The organism is Rothia aerolata (assembly GCF_014635585.1).
Classification (GTDB): domain Bacteria; phylum Actinomycetota; class Actinomycetes; order Actinomycetales; family Micrococcaceae; genus Rothia; species Rothia aerolata.
Genome location: NZ_BMDC01000002.1, coordinates 173,132 through 190,087 on the forward strand (window position 1 = coordinate 173,132; position 16,956 = coordinate 190,087).

Below are 16,956 nucleotides of genomic sequence, written 5' to 3' on the forward strand. Positions count from 1 at the left end.
GAGAGACAGCCTGAGAGCGCTGGCTGCCCCCTTGCCCTCTACTTCAGTAGGCCAAGCAGGTACTTCCCGTAGCCGCTCTTTTCGAGGGACTGGGCCAGCGTGGCCAGCTGTTCATCGCTGATATAGCCCATCCGCCAGGCAATTTCTTCGGGGCAGCCGATGGAGAGACCTTGCCGTGCCTGAACCGTGCGAATAAAACTGGTGGCATCTGCCAGTGAGTCGAAGGTTCCGGTATCGAGCCAGGCGGTACCCCGGGGTAGCACCTCAACCCGAAGCTTGCCCTGATCCAGATACATTCTGTTGACGTCGGTAATTTCGAGCTCACCCCGCGGTGAGGGTTTAATTGCCTTGGCATACTCCACCACCTGATTGTCGTAGAAGTAGAGGCCGGGAATAGCAAAGTCGCTCTTGGGCTCTGTGGGCTTCTCTTCGATGGAGAGGGCGGTGAAATTTTCGTCAAACTCCACTACACCGTAGGCGCGCGGATCAGCCACCCGGTACCCAAACACCGCGGCGCCGTCCACATCGTTGTACTTGCGCAACTGCGTGCCCAAACCGGGGCCGTAGAAAATGTTATCGCCCAGAATTAGGGCAACCGAGTCACTACCAATATGGTCTTCCCCCAGAAGAAAAGCCTGGGCCAGGCCATCGGGGGAGGGCTGAACCTTATAAGAGAAGCTAACACCAAAGCGCGAACCGTCACCGAGTAGTCTTTGAAACTGCTCCTGATCTTCCGGGGTAGTAATCACCAAAATATCTCGGATACCCGCCAGCATGAGCGTGGAGAGCGGATAATAAATCATGGGCTTGTCGTAGACAGGGGTGAGCTGTTTAGAAATACCTAGGGTGATAGGGTGCAAGCGAGAACCGGTTCCACCGGCAAGAATAATTCCCTTCATAAAGATAATTGTGTCACGTAAATCGCCCGGCTCATTTGAACTAACCGTCAGAAAAGCCGTATTACTCCCGTAGTATGGGGCACATGGGAAAAATTTTAGTCACCGGTGGCGCTGGCTTTATCGGTTCAAACTTTGTGCATTACCTGCTGGAAACAACCAATCATTCAGTGGTTGTTCTTGACAAAATGACCTACGCCGCCAACGAGATGTCGCTGGCGGGGCTTGACTCCAACCGGTTTGCCCTGGTCAAAGGCGACATTGCTGACCGTGACCTGGTAGATTCGCTGGTGGCAGATGTGGATGCTGTGGTGCACTACGCCGCCGAATCCCACAACGATAATTCACTGGCCGACCCCAGCCCCTTTGTGCAGACCAACCTGGTGGGTACCTTCACCCTGCTTGAGGCGGTGCGAGCCCACCGCGTACGCTTTCACCATATTTCCACCGATGAGGTTTTTGGCGATCTAGCCCTTGACGATCCAGCCAAGTTCACCGAAACCACCCCCTACAACCCCTCATCGCCTTACTCGTCAACCAAGGCGGGCTCTGACCTTCTGGTGCGGGCCTGGGTGCGCTCTTTTGGCATCGAAGCCACCATCTCTAACTGCTCTAATAATTACGGTCCCTATCAGCACATCGAGAAGTTCATTCCCCGTCAGATTACCAACGTGCTTTCTGGTATTAGGCCTAAGCTCTACGGCCGGGGCCTCAACGTACGTGACTGGATTCACGCGCAGGACCACTCCGCCGCCGTCCTGAAAATCCTTGAAGCGGGGAAAATCGGCGAAACCTACCTCATTGGGGCCAACGGCGAGGTCAATAACATCACCGTGCTACGCACGATTCTGCGCCTGATGGGCCAGTCTGAAGATTCCTTTGAGCACGTGGCAGACCGGCCCGGGCATGACCTGCGCTATGCTATCGACGGCAGCCGCCTGCGCCAAGAGCTTGGTTGGGAGCCAGTCTTTACCGACTTTGAGGCCGGCCTGGCAGACACCATCAGCTGGTACGAGACACACCGCTCCTGGTGGGAACCCCTCAAAGCCGAGGTCGAAGCTAAATACGCGAAGGCAGGCCAGTAAGTGGCAAAAGAACTCACCGTCCGCACCACCGATATTCCCGGCCTGCTGATTATTGACCTGCCGGTGCACGGCGATAACCGCGGCTGGTTCAAGGAGAACTGGCAGCGCGAGAAGATGGTTGCCGCAGGTCTGCCCGATTTTGGGCCGGTGCAAAACAATATTTCTTTCAACGCCACCACAGGTACCACCCGCGGAATCCACGCTGAACCCTGGGATAAGTTTGTCTCGGTAGCTACCGGCAGGATTTTTGGGGCCTGGGTAGACCTGCGGGCCGGCGAATCTTTCGGTAAGACCGTGACCGTAGAACTAGACCCCTCCTCGGCGGTGTTCGTACCCCGGGGCGTGGGAAACTCCTTCCAGACCCTCGAAGACAACACCGCCTACACCTACCTGGTCAACGACCACTGGTCGGCAGAAGCCCAAGGCTCCTATTCCTTCCTCAACCTGGTAGACGAAACCGTGGCTATCGACTGGCCTATTCCCCTGGACCAAGCTGAGCTCTCTGAAAAAGACAAAAACCACCCCCGACTGGCAGAGGTAACCCCGGTCAAGCAAGCACCCCTGCTAGTGGTCGGCGCTGGAGGCCAGCTGGGTCGCGAACTGGCGCGGCAACTGACCGAGTCAGAAACGCCCTTTGAGGCCGTTACCCGCGCAGAGCTTGACCTGTCTCGCCCGGATACCTGGCAAAATCGCTTCCGCTGGCGCTCTTACTCCGCCATCATCAACGCCGCTGCCTATACCGCGGTGGATCAGGCAGAGACCCCTGCCGGGCGCACAGACGCCTGGGCCGCTAACGCCACAGGCGTAGCGGCGCTGGCGCGGGTTGCAGACGAAGCCTGCATTCCGCTGGTACAGGTCTCCACCGACTACGTTTTCGACGGCTGCAAGCCCGTGGGCCAGTTCTACACCGAGGACGACGCCCTTGCCCCGCTGGGTGCCTACGGCCAGTCCAAGGCCGCCGGTGAGATGGCTGCCCGCTCGGTAGCCCGCCACTATATTGTGCGAACCTCTTGGGTGATCGGTGACGGCAAAAATTTTGTCGAGACCATGCGCTCGCTGGCCGCTCGCGGTGTTGACCCCTCTGTGGTGGCTGACCAGCACGGGCGCCCGACCTTTACCGAAGATTTGGCGGCGGGTATTCTGCACCTGCTTTTGAACGGGGCGGAATTTGGCACCTATCACCTCACCAACACCGGCGAGGTGATTACCTGGGCAGATCTGGCCAAGGCTGTTTTTGAGGTTGAAGGCCATTCGGCTAGCAGTGTCACTGAAACCACCACCGATAACTACTTTGCCTCAGTTGAGACTTTTGCACCCCGCCCCACTAACTCGGCCCTGGATCTTTCCAAACTTCTTGAGACAGGGTTTACTCCGCGGGACCACCGACGGGCCCTCAAAGACTATCTCTCCGGGCAGTAGAAGCCGCAGCGTCGTCGTCCTCACACCACTTGCACAAGCAAAGCAACCTCGTGCATACTTAAGAAGTTGTCTACCGGCAACAAGCCAAGGCGGTGGAATACGCCCGAGTCATCGGGGGTAGGTCCGTAACCGACGGTGGCCCACTGGAAAACTATTTTCTGGCGTCACTTTTAAACTTGGCGCAATAGCAATCCAGAGAAGAAAAAGGAGTATCTCCATGTCAGATACCATCAAGATCTCCGCAACCCGCCGCGAAGGCTTCGGCAAGGGTTACGCACGCCGCATCCGCATGGCAGGCGACATCCCCGCAGTTATCTACGGTCACGGCACCGAGCCCCAGCACGTAGTTCTGCCCGGCCACGCAACCACCCTGGCAGCCCGCGTTCCCAACGCTATTCTCGACCTGGACATCGAGGGCGAGTCCGTACTCGTTATGATCAAGGACATCCAGCGCCACTCCATCCGCCCCGAACTGCAGCACATGGACCTGCTGATCGTTAAGCGTGGCGAGCGCGTTGAGATCGAAATCCCCGTTGTGGTTGAGGGCGAAGTTGCTCAGGGCGCAGTTGCTAACCAGGAAGAGACCGTTCTTCTGGTTGAGGCAGACGCTCTGAAGTCCCCCGACTCCATCACCGTAAACATCGAAGGCCGCGGTGTAGGCGAGCACATTACCGCTGGCGACATCGAGCTGCCCTCCGGCGTAACCCTGGTTGCAGACGAAGAGCTGCTGGTTGTCAACATCTCCGAGCCCGAGGAACTCGACGTTCCCGAGCCCGGTGAAGAAGGCGAAACCGACGCTGAGGGTAACCCCGTTGAGCTGGATGAAGACGGCAACCCCGTTCAGCCCGCTGACGGCGACATCGTTGAGGCTTCCGAAGAGTCTGACCAGGCTGGCGAAGCTCACGACTCAGACAACGACAAGAACTAATTTAGTTCTTTGACCGGTGGCCCGCACAACGCTCCAAGGAGCTGTTGGCGGGCCACCGCTGTTTAGGGTCACTGTATATTGGTGGGCATGGCAAACATTCTTCAGCGTCTCTTCGGCGCGCGATCACAAAAGGAAACTGACATGAGCGATGCGTGGCTCATTGTGGGGCTGGGCAATCCCGGCTCCCAGTACGAGAAAACCCGCCACAACATTGGCCAGATGGTGGTGGATGAGCTGGCACAAACTGTGGGTGGTAACTTCAAGCGTCATAAGGCCCGCGCTATGGTGCTGGAGGGGCGACTAGGAGCCGGTGGACCTAAGGTAGTTCTGGCCAAGCCGCTTTCCTATATGAACACCTCAGGTGGCCCTGTCGCCGGCCTGGCGCAGTTCTACGGTATTGCCCCTGAGAAAATTGTGGCGGTACACGATGAGCTCGACATTCCCTTTGATTCCGTTCGCCTGAAAATCGGCGGGGGAGAGGGTGGCCATAACGGTCTGCGCGATATGACCAAGGCCCTGGGCACCAAGAACTACTATCGGGTGCGCACGGGAATTGGCCGCCCGCCGGGGCAGATGCAGGTCTCTGATTTTGTGCTCAAGCCCTTCTCCTCCACCGAGACGAAGACCCTGCCTTTCTTGATTTCGAATGCGGCCGATGCTGTTGAGATGCTTATCAAGGACGGTCTCACCGCCGCCCAGCAGAAGTTCCACTCGGCGTAGGCTATCTACGCAAAAGGACGGCGCCGCCCCGACTGAATCAGTCGGGGCGGCGCCGTCTTATACTAAAAAACTTTAGGCCGCCTTGGGGGTTAGAGCTGCCAGGGCTGCACGGAGTTTGGTCGAGGAGGTGTGGGCGGTGTAGGGGAAGTAGACAACCTTGACCCCAACCTCGGCAAAGCGGTTTTCCAAATCGATACCGCGGGGAGTGCCTTTCCAGTCATCCCCCTTGAAGAAGGTGTTAAAGCGAACCTGCTCCCAGATTTCCAGCTTATCGACCACGGTTTCAGCCCGAACCTCGTCTACAAAATCAATGTGGGAAACAATCTCCATGCGTTCCGCCAGCGGAACGATGGGCTGCCGCCCCTTAGTGAGCTCCAGCATTTCGTCGGAGACCACACCGGCAATCAGGTAGTCGCAGTTCTTCTTGGCCTGACGAAGGATGTTCAGGTGGCCCACGTGAAACAGGTCGAAGGCGCCAGCGGCGTAGCCAATATTCATAAATTTCCCCCTAGAAGTGATTACTTATCAACCCTACGCGGTGAACGCTCAGAGCGTAAGCGAAAAACTGCGCATAGTTTGGGGGACTATGTGCACTTTAGGGGACAAGCCTGTGAGCTGGCTTTCTTAAGAGGCTGCGGGTAAGCACCTGAACCTATTCGGAGACTGTCGCCTCTTTGGCTGCCTGCTCGGCGGCAACCCAAGAGAGCATGGCGCACTTCACGCGCGCTACGAACTTAGACACACCCGCAAACGCAGCGGCGTCACCAAATACCTCTTCATTGGGCTCAATCTTGCCACGGGAGTGGAGCATCTCGCGGAACTGATCCACCAGCTCCTGAAACTCCTTCAAATCCATACCCGGGGCAGTCTCGGAGAGCACCGATGCGGCCGCCATAGAAATAGAACAGCCATCGCCCTCCCAGGAAATTTTCTCAATCTTTTCCCGGGCATCATCGAGCTCCACGCGCAGGTTAATTTCGTCACCGCAGGTGGGATTGTACTGGTGGTTATCGGCGTGGGGGTGGGAAGCCTCAACGAGACCTTCGCCCAGGCGGCGCTTTGAATGATCCAAAATAATCTCTTGGTACAGCGATTCGAGTCCGCTCATCATCACTTCTTTCTCTTGATAAGCCTGAATTTATACACCGAAGTAGCCGCGCACCTTGGCGAGCTCTTCGATGAACCGATCGACGTCGTCGGTGGTGTTGTAGATATATGCTGAGGCGCGGGTGGAGGCGGTAATGCCCAGTGCACGGTGCAGGGGCTGGGCGCAGTGATGGCCCACGCGCACCGCAATACCCTGGGTATCCAGCAGCTGGCCGACGTCGTGGGGGTGCACGCCGTCCACGTGAATCGAAGCCAGACCCGCGCGCTCCTGGCCCGCCGCGGGGCCCAGCAGACGCACTCCGTCCAGCGATTCAATGCCCTCGGCCAGGCGCTGACCCAGCTGGGCCTCCCAGGCGTGAACGTTCTCCATGCCGATGTTTTGCAGGTAGCGCACCGCAGCGGCCAGGCCAATTGCCTGGGACACCTTCTGGGTACCCGCCTCGAACTTGGTGGGGGGCGCCATGAACTCGGCCTCGGTCATGGTGACCTTAGTAATCATGGAACCGCCGGTCAGAAAGACCGGGAGATCAGCCAGCAGATCAGCCTTACCATAGAGGGCACCAATGCCGGTGGGGGCCAGCATCTTGTGGCCGGAGAAGGCCGCGAAATCAACGTCGAGAGCGTGGAAGTCCACCGGCAGATGCGGCACCGACTGGCAGGCATCGAGGACGACGAAAGCGCCGACTTTGCGCGCCAGCTTCACCAGGGTTGCGACGTCGGTAATCGAGCCCGCTACGTTTGAAACATGGGTGAAAGCTACGACCTTGGCTTTCTCGGTGATAACCTTCTCGGCCTCTTCGTAGTTGAGGGTGCCGTTAGATTCCAGGGGAATCCAGCGCAGGGTAGCACCGGTTTTCTGGGCTAGTATCTGCCAGGGAATCAGGTTGGCGTGGTGCTCCTGTTCGGTCACCACAATTTCATCGCCCTCGGCCAGGGCAAACTTCTTGGCCTGTTCGCCGCCGATACCTGCGCTGGCGTTGCCCAGGGCGTAGGTCACCAGGTTCAGGGCCTCGGTGGCGTTGGCGGTCCACACCAGCTCGTTTTCCTGGGCGCCGACGAAGTTGGCCACGGTAGCCCGGGCGTCCTCGAAGAGGTCGGTAGATTCCACTGCTAGGGTGTGGGCGCCGCGGTGCACCGCCGAGTTGTACTTGGTGTAAAAATCATATTCGGCGTTGATGACCTGCAGGGGGTTCTGGCTGGTTGCGCCGGAATCCAGGTAGGTCAGGGGGTGCCCGTTGACCTCGGTATTGAGAATGGGGAAGTCCTCTTTGAGCTTTGTGACGCTCTCATTGGTGAGGGGGGTATTGGGCTCAAGCGCATAGCTCACGGTGCTCACTTCTGCTTACTTCCTTTACAAACAAAGAGGTCAGTTCTGCTCTGAGCTGCCGGGCATAAACGGCAGATCAACGGCTTCCAATGCCATAACGGCACATTTTTATAGCTTATTCCCGTGCGGGCAAAAATGATAGTTAGGGGGAGCTGACTAGAGGGCAAAACATGGGCGCTTTCCGGGAGATTGCAGATGGGAGTTGCGCTGGGACAAGTGTGTACTAGGTGGAAAACCAAAGGTACAAGTGGGGTCCCTTTGGGAGGGGCTGGGGAACTTGTGTGTACTTTAGTAGTGTCTTAGGCCGCTGACCTTTCATATTCCTTCAGCAGATGAAGAAGCTTGCCCCTAAAAATATCAGGGTATTCCCAGACCTGTTCCCAACGCGTGCGAAGAACCCTGTGACCTGCAGCGGAGACGTCGTCCTCGCGCCACTTTTCCTGAACAATCTGCTCCGCTACATTTCCGTTCATGGAGTACTTAGAAGCACCGTCAAACTCGATAATGATTCCATAATCGGGTAGAAAGAAATCCACCCGGTAGGCAAACCCCGGTACCCAGTATTGTTCAAAGTAATGGATACCTAGATCGTCCAAGATAAGACGAGTCAGGGTCTCGCCTGCTGATTCAGATTTGTTACTCACAGCTTGAGCTACACGATGGACCTTAGTCTTGTTCTTGCGTTTGAACCCCATCATTGAGAGTTCCAAATCTTGGAGAGAAATCAAACCTTTTCGAAGAGCTGAGTCTGCAACTACCACTGCCTCTTGAAAGGGTAGAGACGTAGCCAAATCAATCAGCGTTAACGGCACATTGGTGCAGGTGGCGCCGATGGAAGTGCTCATTACCGGAGTATCTGAGGTAAGCCTGGGGTGGCAGACCACCTGCTTGCGGCTGCCCCGAGAAGTAGGGGCTCTGTATATGTGAATCTTTTCGGGCTGTTTGATGAGGTCAAGCCCTAGGAGCAGAGCTGCAGATTGATGGGAGAAAACTAACCCAGGGCTTCTGAGAAAGAGAGCGCAAACATCAAGTGCTGATTTCTCCCAGGGTTTTAACTCAGATAAAAATTTTGATGAGACGAAAATACCTCTGCGTAGTTTTACGATGGAACAGCGATCAACCATGCTGCAGATTTGGTTCTTGTTCCAGCCTTCGTCAATTAGATTTTGATGCGATTTGACGCGTTTGAATATATCTTCAATTGTTTTCATGGAAATATTGTGAACTGAAATCAAAGGCGAGAACAGAGCGTTTTAAAATCTGTGGATAAAGTAGGTGAAAATCGACGTTTTTTCTTTAATCCACAGGGGCTGGGTGTACAAGTCTGAAGTTTTCCACAAGCAAGTTAAGGATGAGCACTCGAGAATAAGCCCTAAGGTACAAGCGAGTATCGGGCGGAAAAGAGAAGGTACAAGTGGGGTCCCCAGGTACAAGACTAGTCTTGTACCTGGGGACCCCACTTGTACCTTTCAGAGCACCACCAGGATTCATTTGTACCTAGGGGAACATGCTTGTACTCTCGGGCCACGCTTGAACCAGAGGAGAAAACGACAAGCACTCGTCATGTGTAATACCCGGGATTGTCTGTACCCATCAACGCCCGGGCCAGGGATATAAACCGAAAACCCTATAGACAGCACAGAAAACCCCTCAGCCCGTACACGGTACCGAGGGGTTAGCCTTGCGGAAGCGGGAACCCTGGGCGCTAAGACCTCAGGCCCTATCCGACAGGAAAGAAACTAGTTCTTCGCAGCCCATTCTTCGACGTAGCCGCCGAGCTTAGTCAGAACCTTGCCCACGTAGGGTTCGGCTGCCGCAGCAATCTTCTTGCCCACCAGGGGAATACCGCAGGTGACCTCACCGGTTACGTTGATTACGGTCTTCTCGCCCTGGGGCGCCAGGGTCTGGGTTGCGGTGGCGGTAACGGGCATACCGCTGACCTTAATATCGGAGTTGATGGTGCGGCCGGCATCAGTAGCGGGAGCTGAAACGCGGTCGGTCTGCTCCATCTGTAGGCCCTTCGACACAAACTTCTTGGCAATATCGGGAACCTTATCGGCGCCAACAGAGCGGGTAGTGGTGGCGGAGAACTCGCCAGAGGTCGGGCCAGCTACGGTGAAAGAACCAAACCCGATACCGAGCTTGGAGCACACAAAACGGGCGAAATCTTCTGAAGCGTATGCTTCAACAACCTTGTCAATCGGTGCGTTGACGGTGGTGGTTTCCTGTACAGCCATGGGTTTCTCAACTCTCTCTTTGACTTAGAAGTTCTCTGAATCCGCCGGGGCGCTCCAGAAGCCTTAGGTCTAAGGTATCGGATTCAGCCCGTAAAAAGTAATCAAACCGGTAAGGTTTCGCGTAGAACCGATAGCGTTCCAGGTTACTTAGCGGCTAGTTTTTCAGCGACGATGCCCTCAATAACCTGCTTCCAGCGGCGCACGAAACGCCGGGGCTGAATGGTCTTTTTTCCCATCATCGCTTCAATTGCTGCCTTGAGGTTATCGCTGGCCTGGTCTGCACCGGACACCCGGTAGTCTGCCGCCATGAGGCTGGGATCTGCCAGGGCGGCGTCCAGCTTCTGCTCCAAGTCGGCGAAGTCGTGAATGAGCACAGCCTCGCCGCGGGAGTCCATGACCTCGGTGAACTTGACCTGGTGTTCGTCTACGTGTTCGCCCAGCCAAGGACGACGCGGCATGGTGAAGGGGATCTTGCCGGTGGCGCGCACGTCCAGGATACAACCGGGGCCGCCGTGGACGACCGCCGCCCCGGCTACCTCGTAGAGCTTCAGCATCTCTGCCCGCGGCAGAATGTTGGCGGTTTCGGTGGCGTTGGGCGGGGGAGTTGTAAAGCCGTGCTGGAAGAAGCAGGTGATGTCGGGGTGCTTCTCAAGATAGGCCCCAATCCACTGGGCCGCGCGGTCGTAGATATGGTGGTCGGTTCCCAGAGAGATTACTAGGTCGTAGCGGGGGGTAGTCTCATCGGCGTAGACAAGTTTTTGAGCCTGTGTTTCCAAAGGTAGAGCCTTTCTCTTTGGAGGAGTGAGTGAAGAAATATATGGGGTGGGTAGCCGCTACATAATGGGGCCGATATTGACCGATTCGGGGAAGGCCTTCTGCTGTTCCTCCCACTGCACCACAAACAGGTCCGTCATGGGGTAGCAGAGGCGGCCGCTCATGGTGGGCATGGTAATGCGGTCGTAGCACTCAATGAAGACGGTCTTGATACCCAGTGCCTTGGCTACGGCAAAGAAGGGTACGGCCACACCGGCGCCGGAGGAAATAATGACATCGGGCTTTTCGCGGCGAAGCACCTTGATAGCCAGCTTGAAATTGCGGATTGCATTGGGAATGTTGCGGGTGGTGGGAAAGTACACCCAGTCCACGTCTTCATCGGCTAAAGCTGCCTGAACCTCGGGAAGTTTAAAGGTTGCCCAGGTGCGTTCTTGGTTTTTCCAGAGTTTTCCCAGGGCGAGAAGATGGGCAAGATGGCCACCGGCGCTGGCAATGTAGAGAGCTTTCATCTATGTGAGTCCTTAGAACTAGTCGGAAAAGTTACTTCTGTAGATAGACGTATTCCACGTCAATTTCAGCTGCCTGAGCTGCCTGTGCAAACTCCTTCAAATCTGCTACTGAGGTTTCGGGAGTGACTGCCACCAGGCACAGGCCAGCGTGGCGGGACTGAGCCAGCACGGTGGAAATTTCGCTGTTTCCGAGCGCAACCGCCTGGCCGCTGGCGGTGCCAGCCTGCTCAAGCAGTTCGGTGAAATACCGGTCTGCGCCCTCGGTGGGAGAGTAGACCAGCAGGTTCTTACCTGCCTCGGCATCTGTACCCAGTGCCAAAAGCAGACGGCGGGCGTCCTCGACGTTCTTCTCGCCGCGAATACGGTGCACGGGCTGCTCAACGACGTCGGCGGCTCGGTCAAAGTACTTCAGGCGGCGGTTGCGGGAGTCGACTACCGCGGCAACCACGGCACCCACCAGCAGACCGGCTACTGCTCCGACCAGCAGGTACTTCCAGAGGTCAAGATTCTCAGAGTCTGAGGGGGCCTTAGCCTCGGTAATCACCCGGCCCGAGGTGGTGGAGGTGACCTCAACCGAGCCCAGTCGCTCCTGCAACACCTGGCGGGTAGCGGTGTCGTCACGGCTTGTAGAAGAGATACGCTCTCGGATGTTTTCGGCGGTCTCATCTACGGTTGCCTGTAGCGATTCCTCGCGCACCTGCAGGTAGGCATCGGCAACCGAGTTGGCGTAGTTTGCTGCCTCTTCTGCCGAATCTGCGGTGGCTACAAAGTCAAGAATTGCGGTGCCGGAGTGGGGCGTGATTGAGACGTCGCTGTTAAGCCTTGGAGCCAGCTGGCTGTCAGAGGAATCAAGGTTTGCCGCAGCAACCCGGGCAACCTCTTGCGAGCCGGCAACGGATGCCTCGGTGTCGATATCTACCACAATCTGGTTAGAGGCCTGAGCATTGGGGTCAACGGTCAGCGGGTAGACCACCACGGTGGAGGTGGCCTGGTAGGAGGGAGTCTGGAACATCGAGGCCAGGGCACCCAACACGGCACCTATCACCAGGCCTGCCACAATAATCAGGGGGTGGCGGAAAATCTTGCCAAGCTGCTCACCGAGGGAGAGCGGAGCTGTACCCGCTGAGTTGCGGCCGTTGCGCTGCCCAGGTGCTGTTCGTCGGCTTGATGTGAAGCTAGCCATTGGTCATGCTCACTTTCTTGAAAGTGTTGGTCTGAAAAGTTTTAGGAGGTCTTCTTGCGACCTTTAAAGAGGGTTTCGATTCCGATAGCGGTGCGGAACCTGTACATGAGAAAGCCGTAGATGGGCAGGACGATCGCCGCGTAGGTAAAGAGCGCGCCCCAAGTCAGGCCCACCAGGGTGGTGATACCCAGCGCCCCGCCGAGGGGCACCAGGGCTGAGATGGCCATGACCGGCAACATCTCTGCCGGGCGGGCGCTGATACCCACCAGCTTCATCACCTGGAAGGCCGCCAGGAAGGTGTCTACCAGAACTGAAGCTGCCCAGGCGGTGACAGCACCGTAGAGGCCCCAGAGAGGCACCAGCCACAGGTTCAGCACCACCGCCACAATCAGAGCCGAGAGCTTGTTGTAGAGCTGCCAGCGAGACTTGCCGCTCATGAGTAGCACTGACTGCACGCCACCGGCTGACATAGCAATCATCATGGCCGGGCAAATGACCCAGAGCACACCGGCTGCCTGGGAGAAACCGCGGCCGAAGACCTCCATGAGGGTGGGGCCGAAGAAAGCCAGCGTGATATAGAAGGGCCAGCCCACGGCGATCAGCGCGCGGGTATTGCCCAGGAAGATGCGGCGGGCATCGTGGAGTTTTCCGGTGGCGATGGCGGCAGAAATCGATGGGCCTGTCACAACCCGGCCAATGTGATCTACCATCACGCCCATGCGCACCATGCGGTTAACCGCGCCGTACATACCCGAGGCTGCGGTACCCACAAAAAACGCCACGCAGATCACGTCTACCCATTCGAGAATTGCCTCGATCACGGCAGAGAAACCGCGGGCGGAACTGAAGCCCCAGAAGGTACGGGCGGTCTCGGCCGGGGCGGCATTCTCTGCCACGGTATCAGGGCCGGAAGGCATGTGCTTTTTGACCATCAGCACCGTGACCACGGTGACGACGATTACCGGAACCGACCAGGCCATAGCCAGCGAAACAATATCCCCGGCAAAGGCGATGACCAGCAGGATAGCCAGAATCCGCAGGGTAGGTAGAAGCACGTTCTGCATGGCGGTAAAGGTGACCACGCGGTTGAGACCGCGGAGCACACCGAAGCTGACAGTCATCACCGCCGCAGCAATCAGAAAGGGCGCTGCGGCCTTGACGGCGGTGCGGTACTGGTCGGAGAGGTCCGGCGATAGTGCGGGCAGGGCATAGATCAGGGCCACCAAGGTGAGAGCTACTGAAAAACACAGCGCCGGAATCAGCGCAAATCGAATCAGCTGCTTGATGGCAGAGTAGCGACCGAGAGCGCGCTGGGCCGAGATGGTGCGCACTAGGCCGGTGTCTGCTCCAAAGACCGAGAGCGAGGTGCCGATGGCAAAAAGAGCCATCACTTGAAAGAACTCACCGGAAGTCTCTTTGCCCATCGCGTTGGTGACCAGCAGGGTTGCCAAAAAAGCAGCGGCTGCGCCGTAGATGACAAAGACCGATGAAATGGCTCCGCTTTTAGCCAGAGATGGCATTTAGAGACCCTCCCTATAGGTTGTTGAGCGCATCAGCAATGCCAAACACAGCATCATTGAAGCCATTTGCATGCTGTCAAAACTGTAGATAACGAAGATGCAGGCTGCCGCTACCGGTACAGAGTGAATCCAGTAACCCGCATCTGAGTTCAGCGAGGCGATGGTGAAAATTGAAGACCACATAAAGGCGATAAACAGGCCCAGCCCCACCAGGCCAAAGCAGAACATCAAAGCCCAGAGGTAGCCCTGGGTACCCATGGAGATACCCGCTTCAGGGTCGGGCCGGGCGGTGCCGTAGCCAACCAGCGGTGACTTGAGCACAGCTTCCCAGGTATGTTCGTAGAGCATAGACCGGGTTCCGGTGGAATCTGAGTATTCCTGCCGCCCCAGAATCTGGGCCACCGCTCCGGTAGCTACCAGGGTGATTCCCACCAGAAGCATGGAGAGAAGGGCATAGAAAGCCAACTTGAGGTTACCGTTGAGCACCTGCCGGAAAATCACGTAGACCACGCTGATAGTGAGGCCAATAAACATACCGCGGTTAGAGGTTGCAATAGCGGGCACAGCACCGGCCAGAATGGAAAGCGCCAAAATAACTTTGGTGCGCTTCCGATCTGAGGCAGAAATCATGGCCAGAACAATCGGGGTCAGAAGCGCAAAGGCCAGACCCCAGGAATTAGCGTAGGGGAAGGGCGCTGCCGGGCGAATGTAGGGCTCGGGTGCTCCCCAGGGCTCCTGTACCTCAGCCAGCGGCGGAAGAACATAGTCTTTGACCAGAGGGTTCTGTAGCATACCGCCGGGAATCAGAAAACTCATGGGTGTGGTCACCCTGAAATCCGGGAAGAAAATGGCAAACCAGCCCAAAATGACCACGGTGTACCAGAGAGCCACTAGTCCACCCAGCAGTGCCTGCGGAGTAATGCGCTCGCGGGCATTGAAGTAGTAAACGCTGTAGACACAGGCGTTAAAAATAACCAAAAACCTGATACCCCAGGCGAGAATATCGCTGCCGCCGCGCAGAGAAACGGTGCACACCACGCACCAGATGATTAGCGCAATCCAAATCCAATGGGTTTTGAATATCAGAATGTTTTTGCGAACACCCATGTAGAAGAGCATGACGATAGACAGCAGCGTGGGCGCAAACTGACCCATCCCCAGCACCCAAATCAGAGGGTAGCCATAGAAAAGGGTAAAGAGGGGCCAGGCGGGCAAGACACGCTGTTGACGCGCCAGGTCTTCATCGGATCCCTCTGCATACCGATGAACCTGGCGCGGCTCGAAAAGTGAGAGTGCCATGCGGTCGATTCCCCTAAAGACCGCGGCCGGTTTTGTTGACGAGTTCCAGAAGGGTCTGAGGCTTAATAAGTCCCGTAGAGACCACTAGGGCAGCCCAGGCACGCAGCTGCTTGGGGTCGCGGGTCAAAGCCGAACGGGCGTAGGCAAAGGCATCTTTTCTATTGCCAAGGGCCGCATGGGCAAAGGCAATCTGACCGGCAATGCGAGCCAGGCCCTTGGGCTGGCGCTCGAACTCGGGGAACTTCTGCAGAATGTAGGTGAGGCCACCTGCCATTGACTCCCAGTGCCCCGAGAAGAAGGAGGGGCGGTCCCAGAGAATCAGCGCACCGGGCTCGGTCACCGAGAAGATATCGCCCAGTCGCGCTGCGCGCAGGGCGAGGTCGTAGTCTTCGCCATAGGCGGCAGGGAGATCCTCGTCTACCGGGCCAATGCGGTTGGTATCCACCAGATCCGCTCGCTTAAAGAGGGTGGTGCTGGGGTGAATCTGGAACTGGCGGGAGACCAGCAGATCTTCAAAAGTTACCCGTTCGGGGCCGCTTCGCACCACGTCTTTACCGTCGGTGCGCACTTTAATCCAGGAGGAGATAGCAATGGCTTCGGGGTGCTTTTCCCACAGGGCCAGCTGGGCCGAAAGACGTTGGGGATACCAAAAATCGTCGTCATCACAGAAGCCGATGAGCTCGCCGCTAGCCAAATCTAGACCGGTGTTGCGGCCGCCTGCCAGACCCTTCGAGTGGTGGTTGACGGCGGTGACCAGCGAGCGGTTCTGGGGTACGGTGAGGTCGCTGAGATCATCAATCTCTACGTAGTCAAAGACCACCACAACTTCCAGGTGGCCGGGGTAGTCCTGGTCAAACATAGCCTGCACGGTTTTGCGCAGCATTTCGGGGCGTTTACCGGCGGTTGCGATCAGAGCAGAAATCTTAGGAATAGACATTTAGGCCTCCAGGGGAGTGTTGAGTGAAACGTACTTGCGGCGCATAGACATAGCGGTGGTGAGGAAGAAGCCCAGGAAGAGGATTGCGTAGGCAACCAAGAAGCCCCAACCCCAGCCCCAGAGAATGAAGAGCCAGCAGAAAGTACCGGAATCCATGTGGAGGTTGATAAAAGACCGCAGGGTACCGCCGGCGGGCGGAGCAGCGGTTTTACGGTTATTGCGTAGCTGCTCGGCAAGAATCTGGCTCATAAAGTAGCCCACGGTCAGCACAGAGAAAGCCAACGGCAGCCACCAGATGACCCAGCCGTTGAGCGGCCAGTGATCTTCAAAACGCACAAAGCCGATAAAAATAGCCAGGTGCTGGGCCGGGGTGCGAATAGCATCGACCACGTGGTCAAGCCATTCACCGGCGGGAGATGAGGCGCCTGTCACGCGAGCCACTTGGCCGTCTGCGGAGTCCATGGCGTAGCCGAGGGCGTAGAGGACGGCGACGCCCAGGGCGGTGCCGAAAGTCGGCGGTGCTGTGACCAGCAGAATCATGCCTGCAAGGGAGAGGGCGGCGCTGATAGCGGTCACGCCGTTGGGCGTGATGCCGAATTTCACCGCCGCCGCAGCGAAGTAGCGTGCCAGGCGGCGGTTAACCCAACGGGTATAGGCAGGAACGCCGTGACCGGGTTTCTGGGCAGCCCCCAAAGCTGCCAGCGTATCGCGAAAACCGGTTGGACGATTCGAAGTGTGTTGCGAGATCAAAATCTAAAAGACCTTATAAATTTTGCAACGGCGTTTGTAAAACCCCATAAGCCATTGCGCGCGAATAATTGTCTAGACCAGTAAATATTTGGTTATTAGTTGGTTGAGCTAAAAGTTTACCGAGGGAAGAAAGAATTATTGAGCAGAAACAGCACAAACTGCTGTTTTGTGGGGCGATATGTGGCCACTATTCCCGCATATCAGGGGAAGATGACCGACACACCAAAGAGGAAAGAAGGCTGAATACCGGCAAGGGGCTCGCCGG

The 16,956-nt window shown here is 57.0% G+C and carries 17 protein-coding genes; 4 read left to right on the top strand and 13 right to left on the bottom strand.

Going from position 1 to position 16,956, the window contains the following annotated elements:
* Window positions 1-38: 38 nt before the first annotated feature.
* Entirely contained in the window at window positions 39-899 is an 861-nt protein-coding gene (rfbA, locus tag IEV00_RS07010) for a glucose-1-phosphate thymidylyltransferase RfbA (RefSeq protein WP_188359643.1), read from the bottom strand.
* A gap of 83 nt (window positions 900-982) precedes the next feature.
* Between rfbA and rfbB the strand changes: the two genes are divergently transcribed.
* From rfbB to pth, 4 genes are all read left to right on the top strand, one after another.
* Complete coding sequence (gene rfbB, locus IEV00_RS07015; RefSeq protein WP_188359644.1) at window positions 983-1,981, top strand: dTDP-glucose 4,6-dehydratase; 999 nt, start codon at window positions 983-985, stop codon at window positions 1,979-1,981.
* On the top strand, window positions 1,982-3,400 hold the full coding sequence (gene rfbD / locus IEV00_RS07020) for a dTDP-4-dehydrorhamnose reductase (RefSeq protein WP_188359645.1): 1,419 nt from the start codon (window positions 1,982-1,984) through the stop codon (window positions 3,398-3,400). It abuts the gene before it with no gap.
* Between the two features lie 217 nt (window positions 3,401-3,617).
* The gene (locus IEV00_RS07025; RefSeq protein WP_188359646.1) at window positions 3,618-4,328 is read left to right on the top strand and encodes a 50S ribosomal protein L25/general stress protein Ctc; all 711 of its coding nucleotides are present in this window, start codon (window positions 3,618-3,620) and stop codon (window positions 4,326-4,328) included.
* Window positions 4,329-4,469: 141 nt separating this feature from the next.
* Window positions 4,470-5,048, top strand: a complete 579-nt coding sequence (gene pth / locus IEV00_RS07030; protein ID WP_188359647.1) for an aminoacyl-tRNA hydrolase — start codon at window positions 4,470-4,472, stop codon at window positions 5,046-5,048.
* Between the two features lie 72 nt (window positions 5,049-5,120).
* On the opposite strand, the gene IEV00_RS07035 is transcribed toward pth, so the two are convergent.
* The 12 genes from IEV00_RS07035 to IEV00_RS07090 all read right to left on the bottom strand — a co-directional run bounded on the left by IEV00_RS07035 (window position 5,121) and on the right by IEV00_RS07090 (window position 16,634).
* Window positions 5,121-5,546, bottom strand: a complete 426-nt coding sequence (locus tag IEV00_RS07035) for an FAD synthase family protein (protein ID WP_188359648.1) — start codon at window positions 5,544-5,546, stop codon at window positions 5,121-5,123.
* A gap of 154 nt (window positions 5,547-5,700) precedes the next feature.
* Window positions 5,701-6,156 carry a Fe-S cluster assembly sulfur transfer protein SufU gene (sufU, locus tag IEV00_RS07040; RefSeq protein ID WP_188359821.1) on the bottom strand — a complete coding sequence of 152 codons (456 nt, stop codon included), beginning with the start codon at window positions 6,154-6,156 and terminating at the stop codon, window positions 5,701-5,703.
* A 30-nt stretch (window positions 6,157-6,186) separates the two neighbouring features.
* A complete protein-coding gene (locus IEV00_RS07045; RefSeq protein WP_229723122.1) occupies window positions 6,187-7,491 on the bottom strand; it encodes a cysteine desulfurase in 1,305 nt (434 codons plus the stop codon).
* Between the two features lie 290 nt (window positions 7,492-7,781).
* Entirely contained in the window at window positions 7,782-8,693 is a 912-nt protein-coding gene (locus tag IEV00_RS07050) for a hypothetical protein (protein ID WP_188359649.1), read from the bottom strand.
* Window positions 8,694-9,221: 528 nt separating this feature from the next.
* The gene (locus IEV00_RS07055; protein ID WP_188359650.1) at window positions 9,222-9,719 is read right to left on the bottom strand and encodes a DUF2505 domain-containing protein; all 498 of its coding nucleotides are present in this window, start codon (window positions 9,717-9,719) and stop codon (window positions 9,222-9,224) included.
* A gap of 143 nt (window positions 9,720-9,862) precedes the next feature.
* The gene (locus IEV00_RS07060; protein WP_188359651.1) at window positions 9,863-10,495 is read right to left on the bottom strand and encodes a glycosyl transferase; all 633 of its coding nucleotides are present in this window, start codon (window positions 10,493-10,495) and stop codon (window positions 9,863-9,865) included.
* 57 nt (window positions 10,496-10,552) lie between these two features.
* Entirely contained in the window at window positions 10,553-11,002 is a 450-nt protein-coding gene (gene pssD, locus IEV00_RS07065; RefSeq protein WP_188359652.1) for a PssD/Cps14F family polysaccharide biosynthesis glycosyltransferase, read from the bottom strand.
* Between the two features lie 31 nt (window positions 11,003-11,033).
* The gene (locus IEV00_RS07070; RefSeq protein WP_188359653.1) at window positions 11,034-12,185 is read right to left on the bottom strand and encodes a Wzz/FepE/Etk N-terminal domain-containing protein; all 1,152 of its coding nucleotides are present in this window, start codon (window positions 12,183-12,185) and stop codon (window positions 11,034-11,036) included.
* A 41-nt stretch (window positions 12,186-12,226) separates the two neighbouring features.
* Complete coding sequence (locus IEV00_RS07075; RefSeq protein WP_188359654.1) at window positions 12,227-13,705, bottom strand: lipopolysaccharide biosynthesis protein; 1,479 nt, start codon at window positions 13,703-13,705, stop codon at window positions 12,227-12,229.
* Window positions 13,706-15,004, bottom strand: a complete 1,299-nt coding sequence (locus tag IEV00_RS07080; protein ID WP_229723123.1) for an O-antigen ligase family protein — start codon at window positions 15,002-15,004, stop codon at window positions 13,706-13,708. It lies immediately after the preceding gene.
* A 13-nt stretch (window positions 15,005-15,017) separates the two neighbouring features.
* On the bottom strand, window positions 15,018-15,941 hold the full coding sequence (locus IEV00_RS07085; protein ID WP_188359655.1) for a glycosyltransferase family 2 protein: 924 nt from the start codon (window positions 15,939-15,941) through the stop codon (window positions 15,018-15,020).
* On the bottom strand, window positions 15,942-16,634 hold the full coding sequence (locus IEV00_RS07090) for a CDP-alcohol phosphatidyltransferase family protein (RefSeq protein WP_229723124.1): 693 nt from the start codon (window positions 16,632-16,634) through the stop codon (window positions 15,942-15,944).
* Window positions 16,635-16,956: the final 322 nt, after the last annotated feature.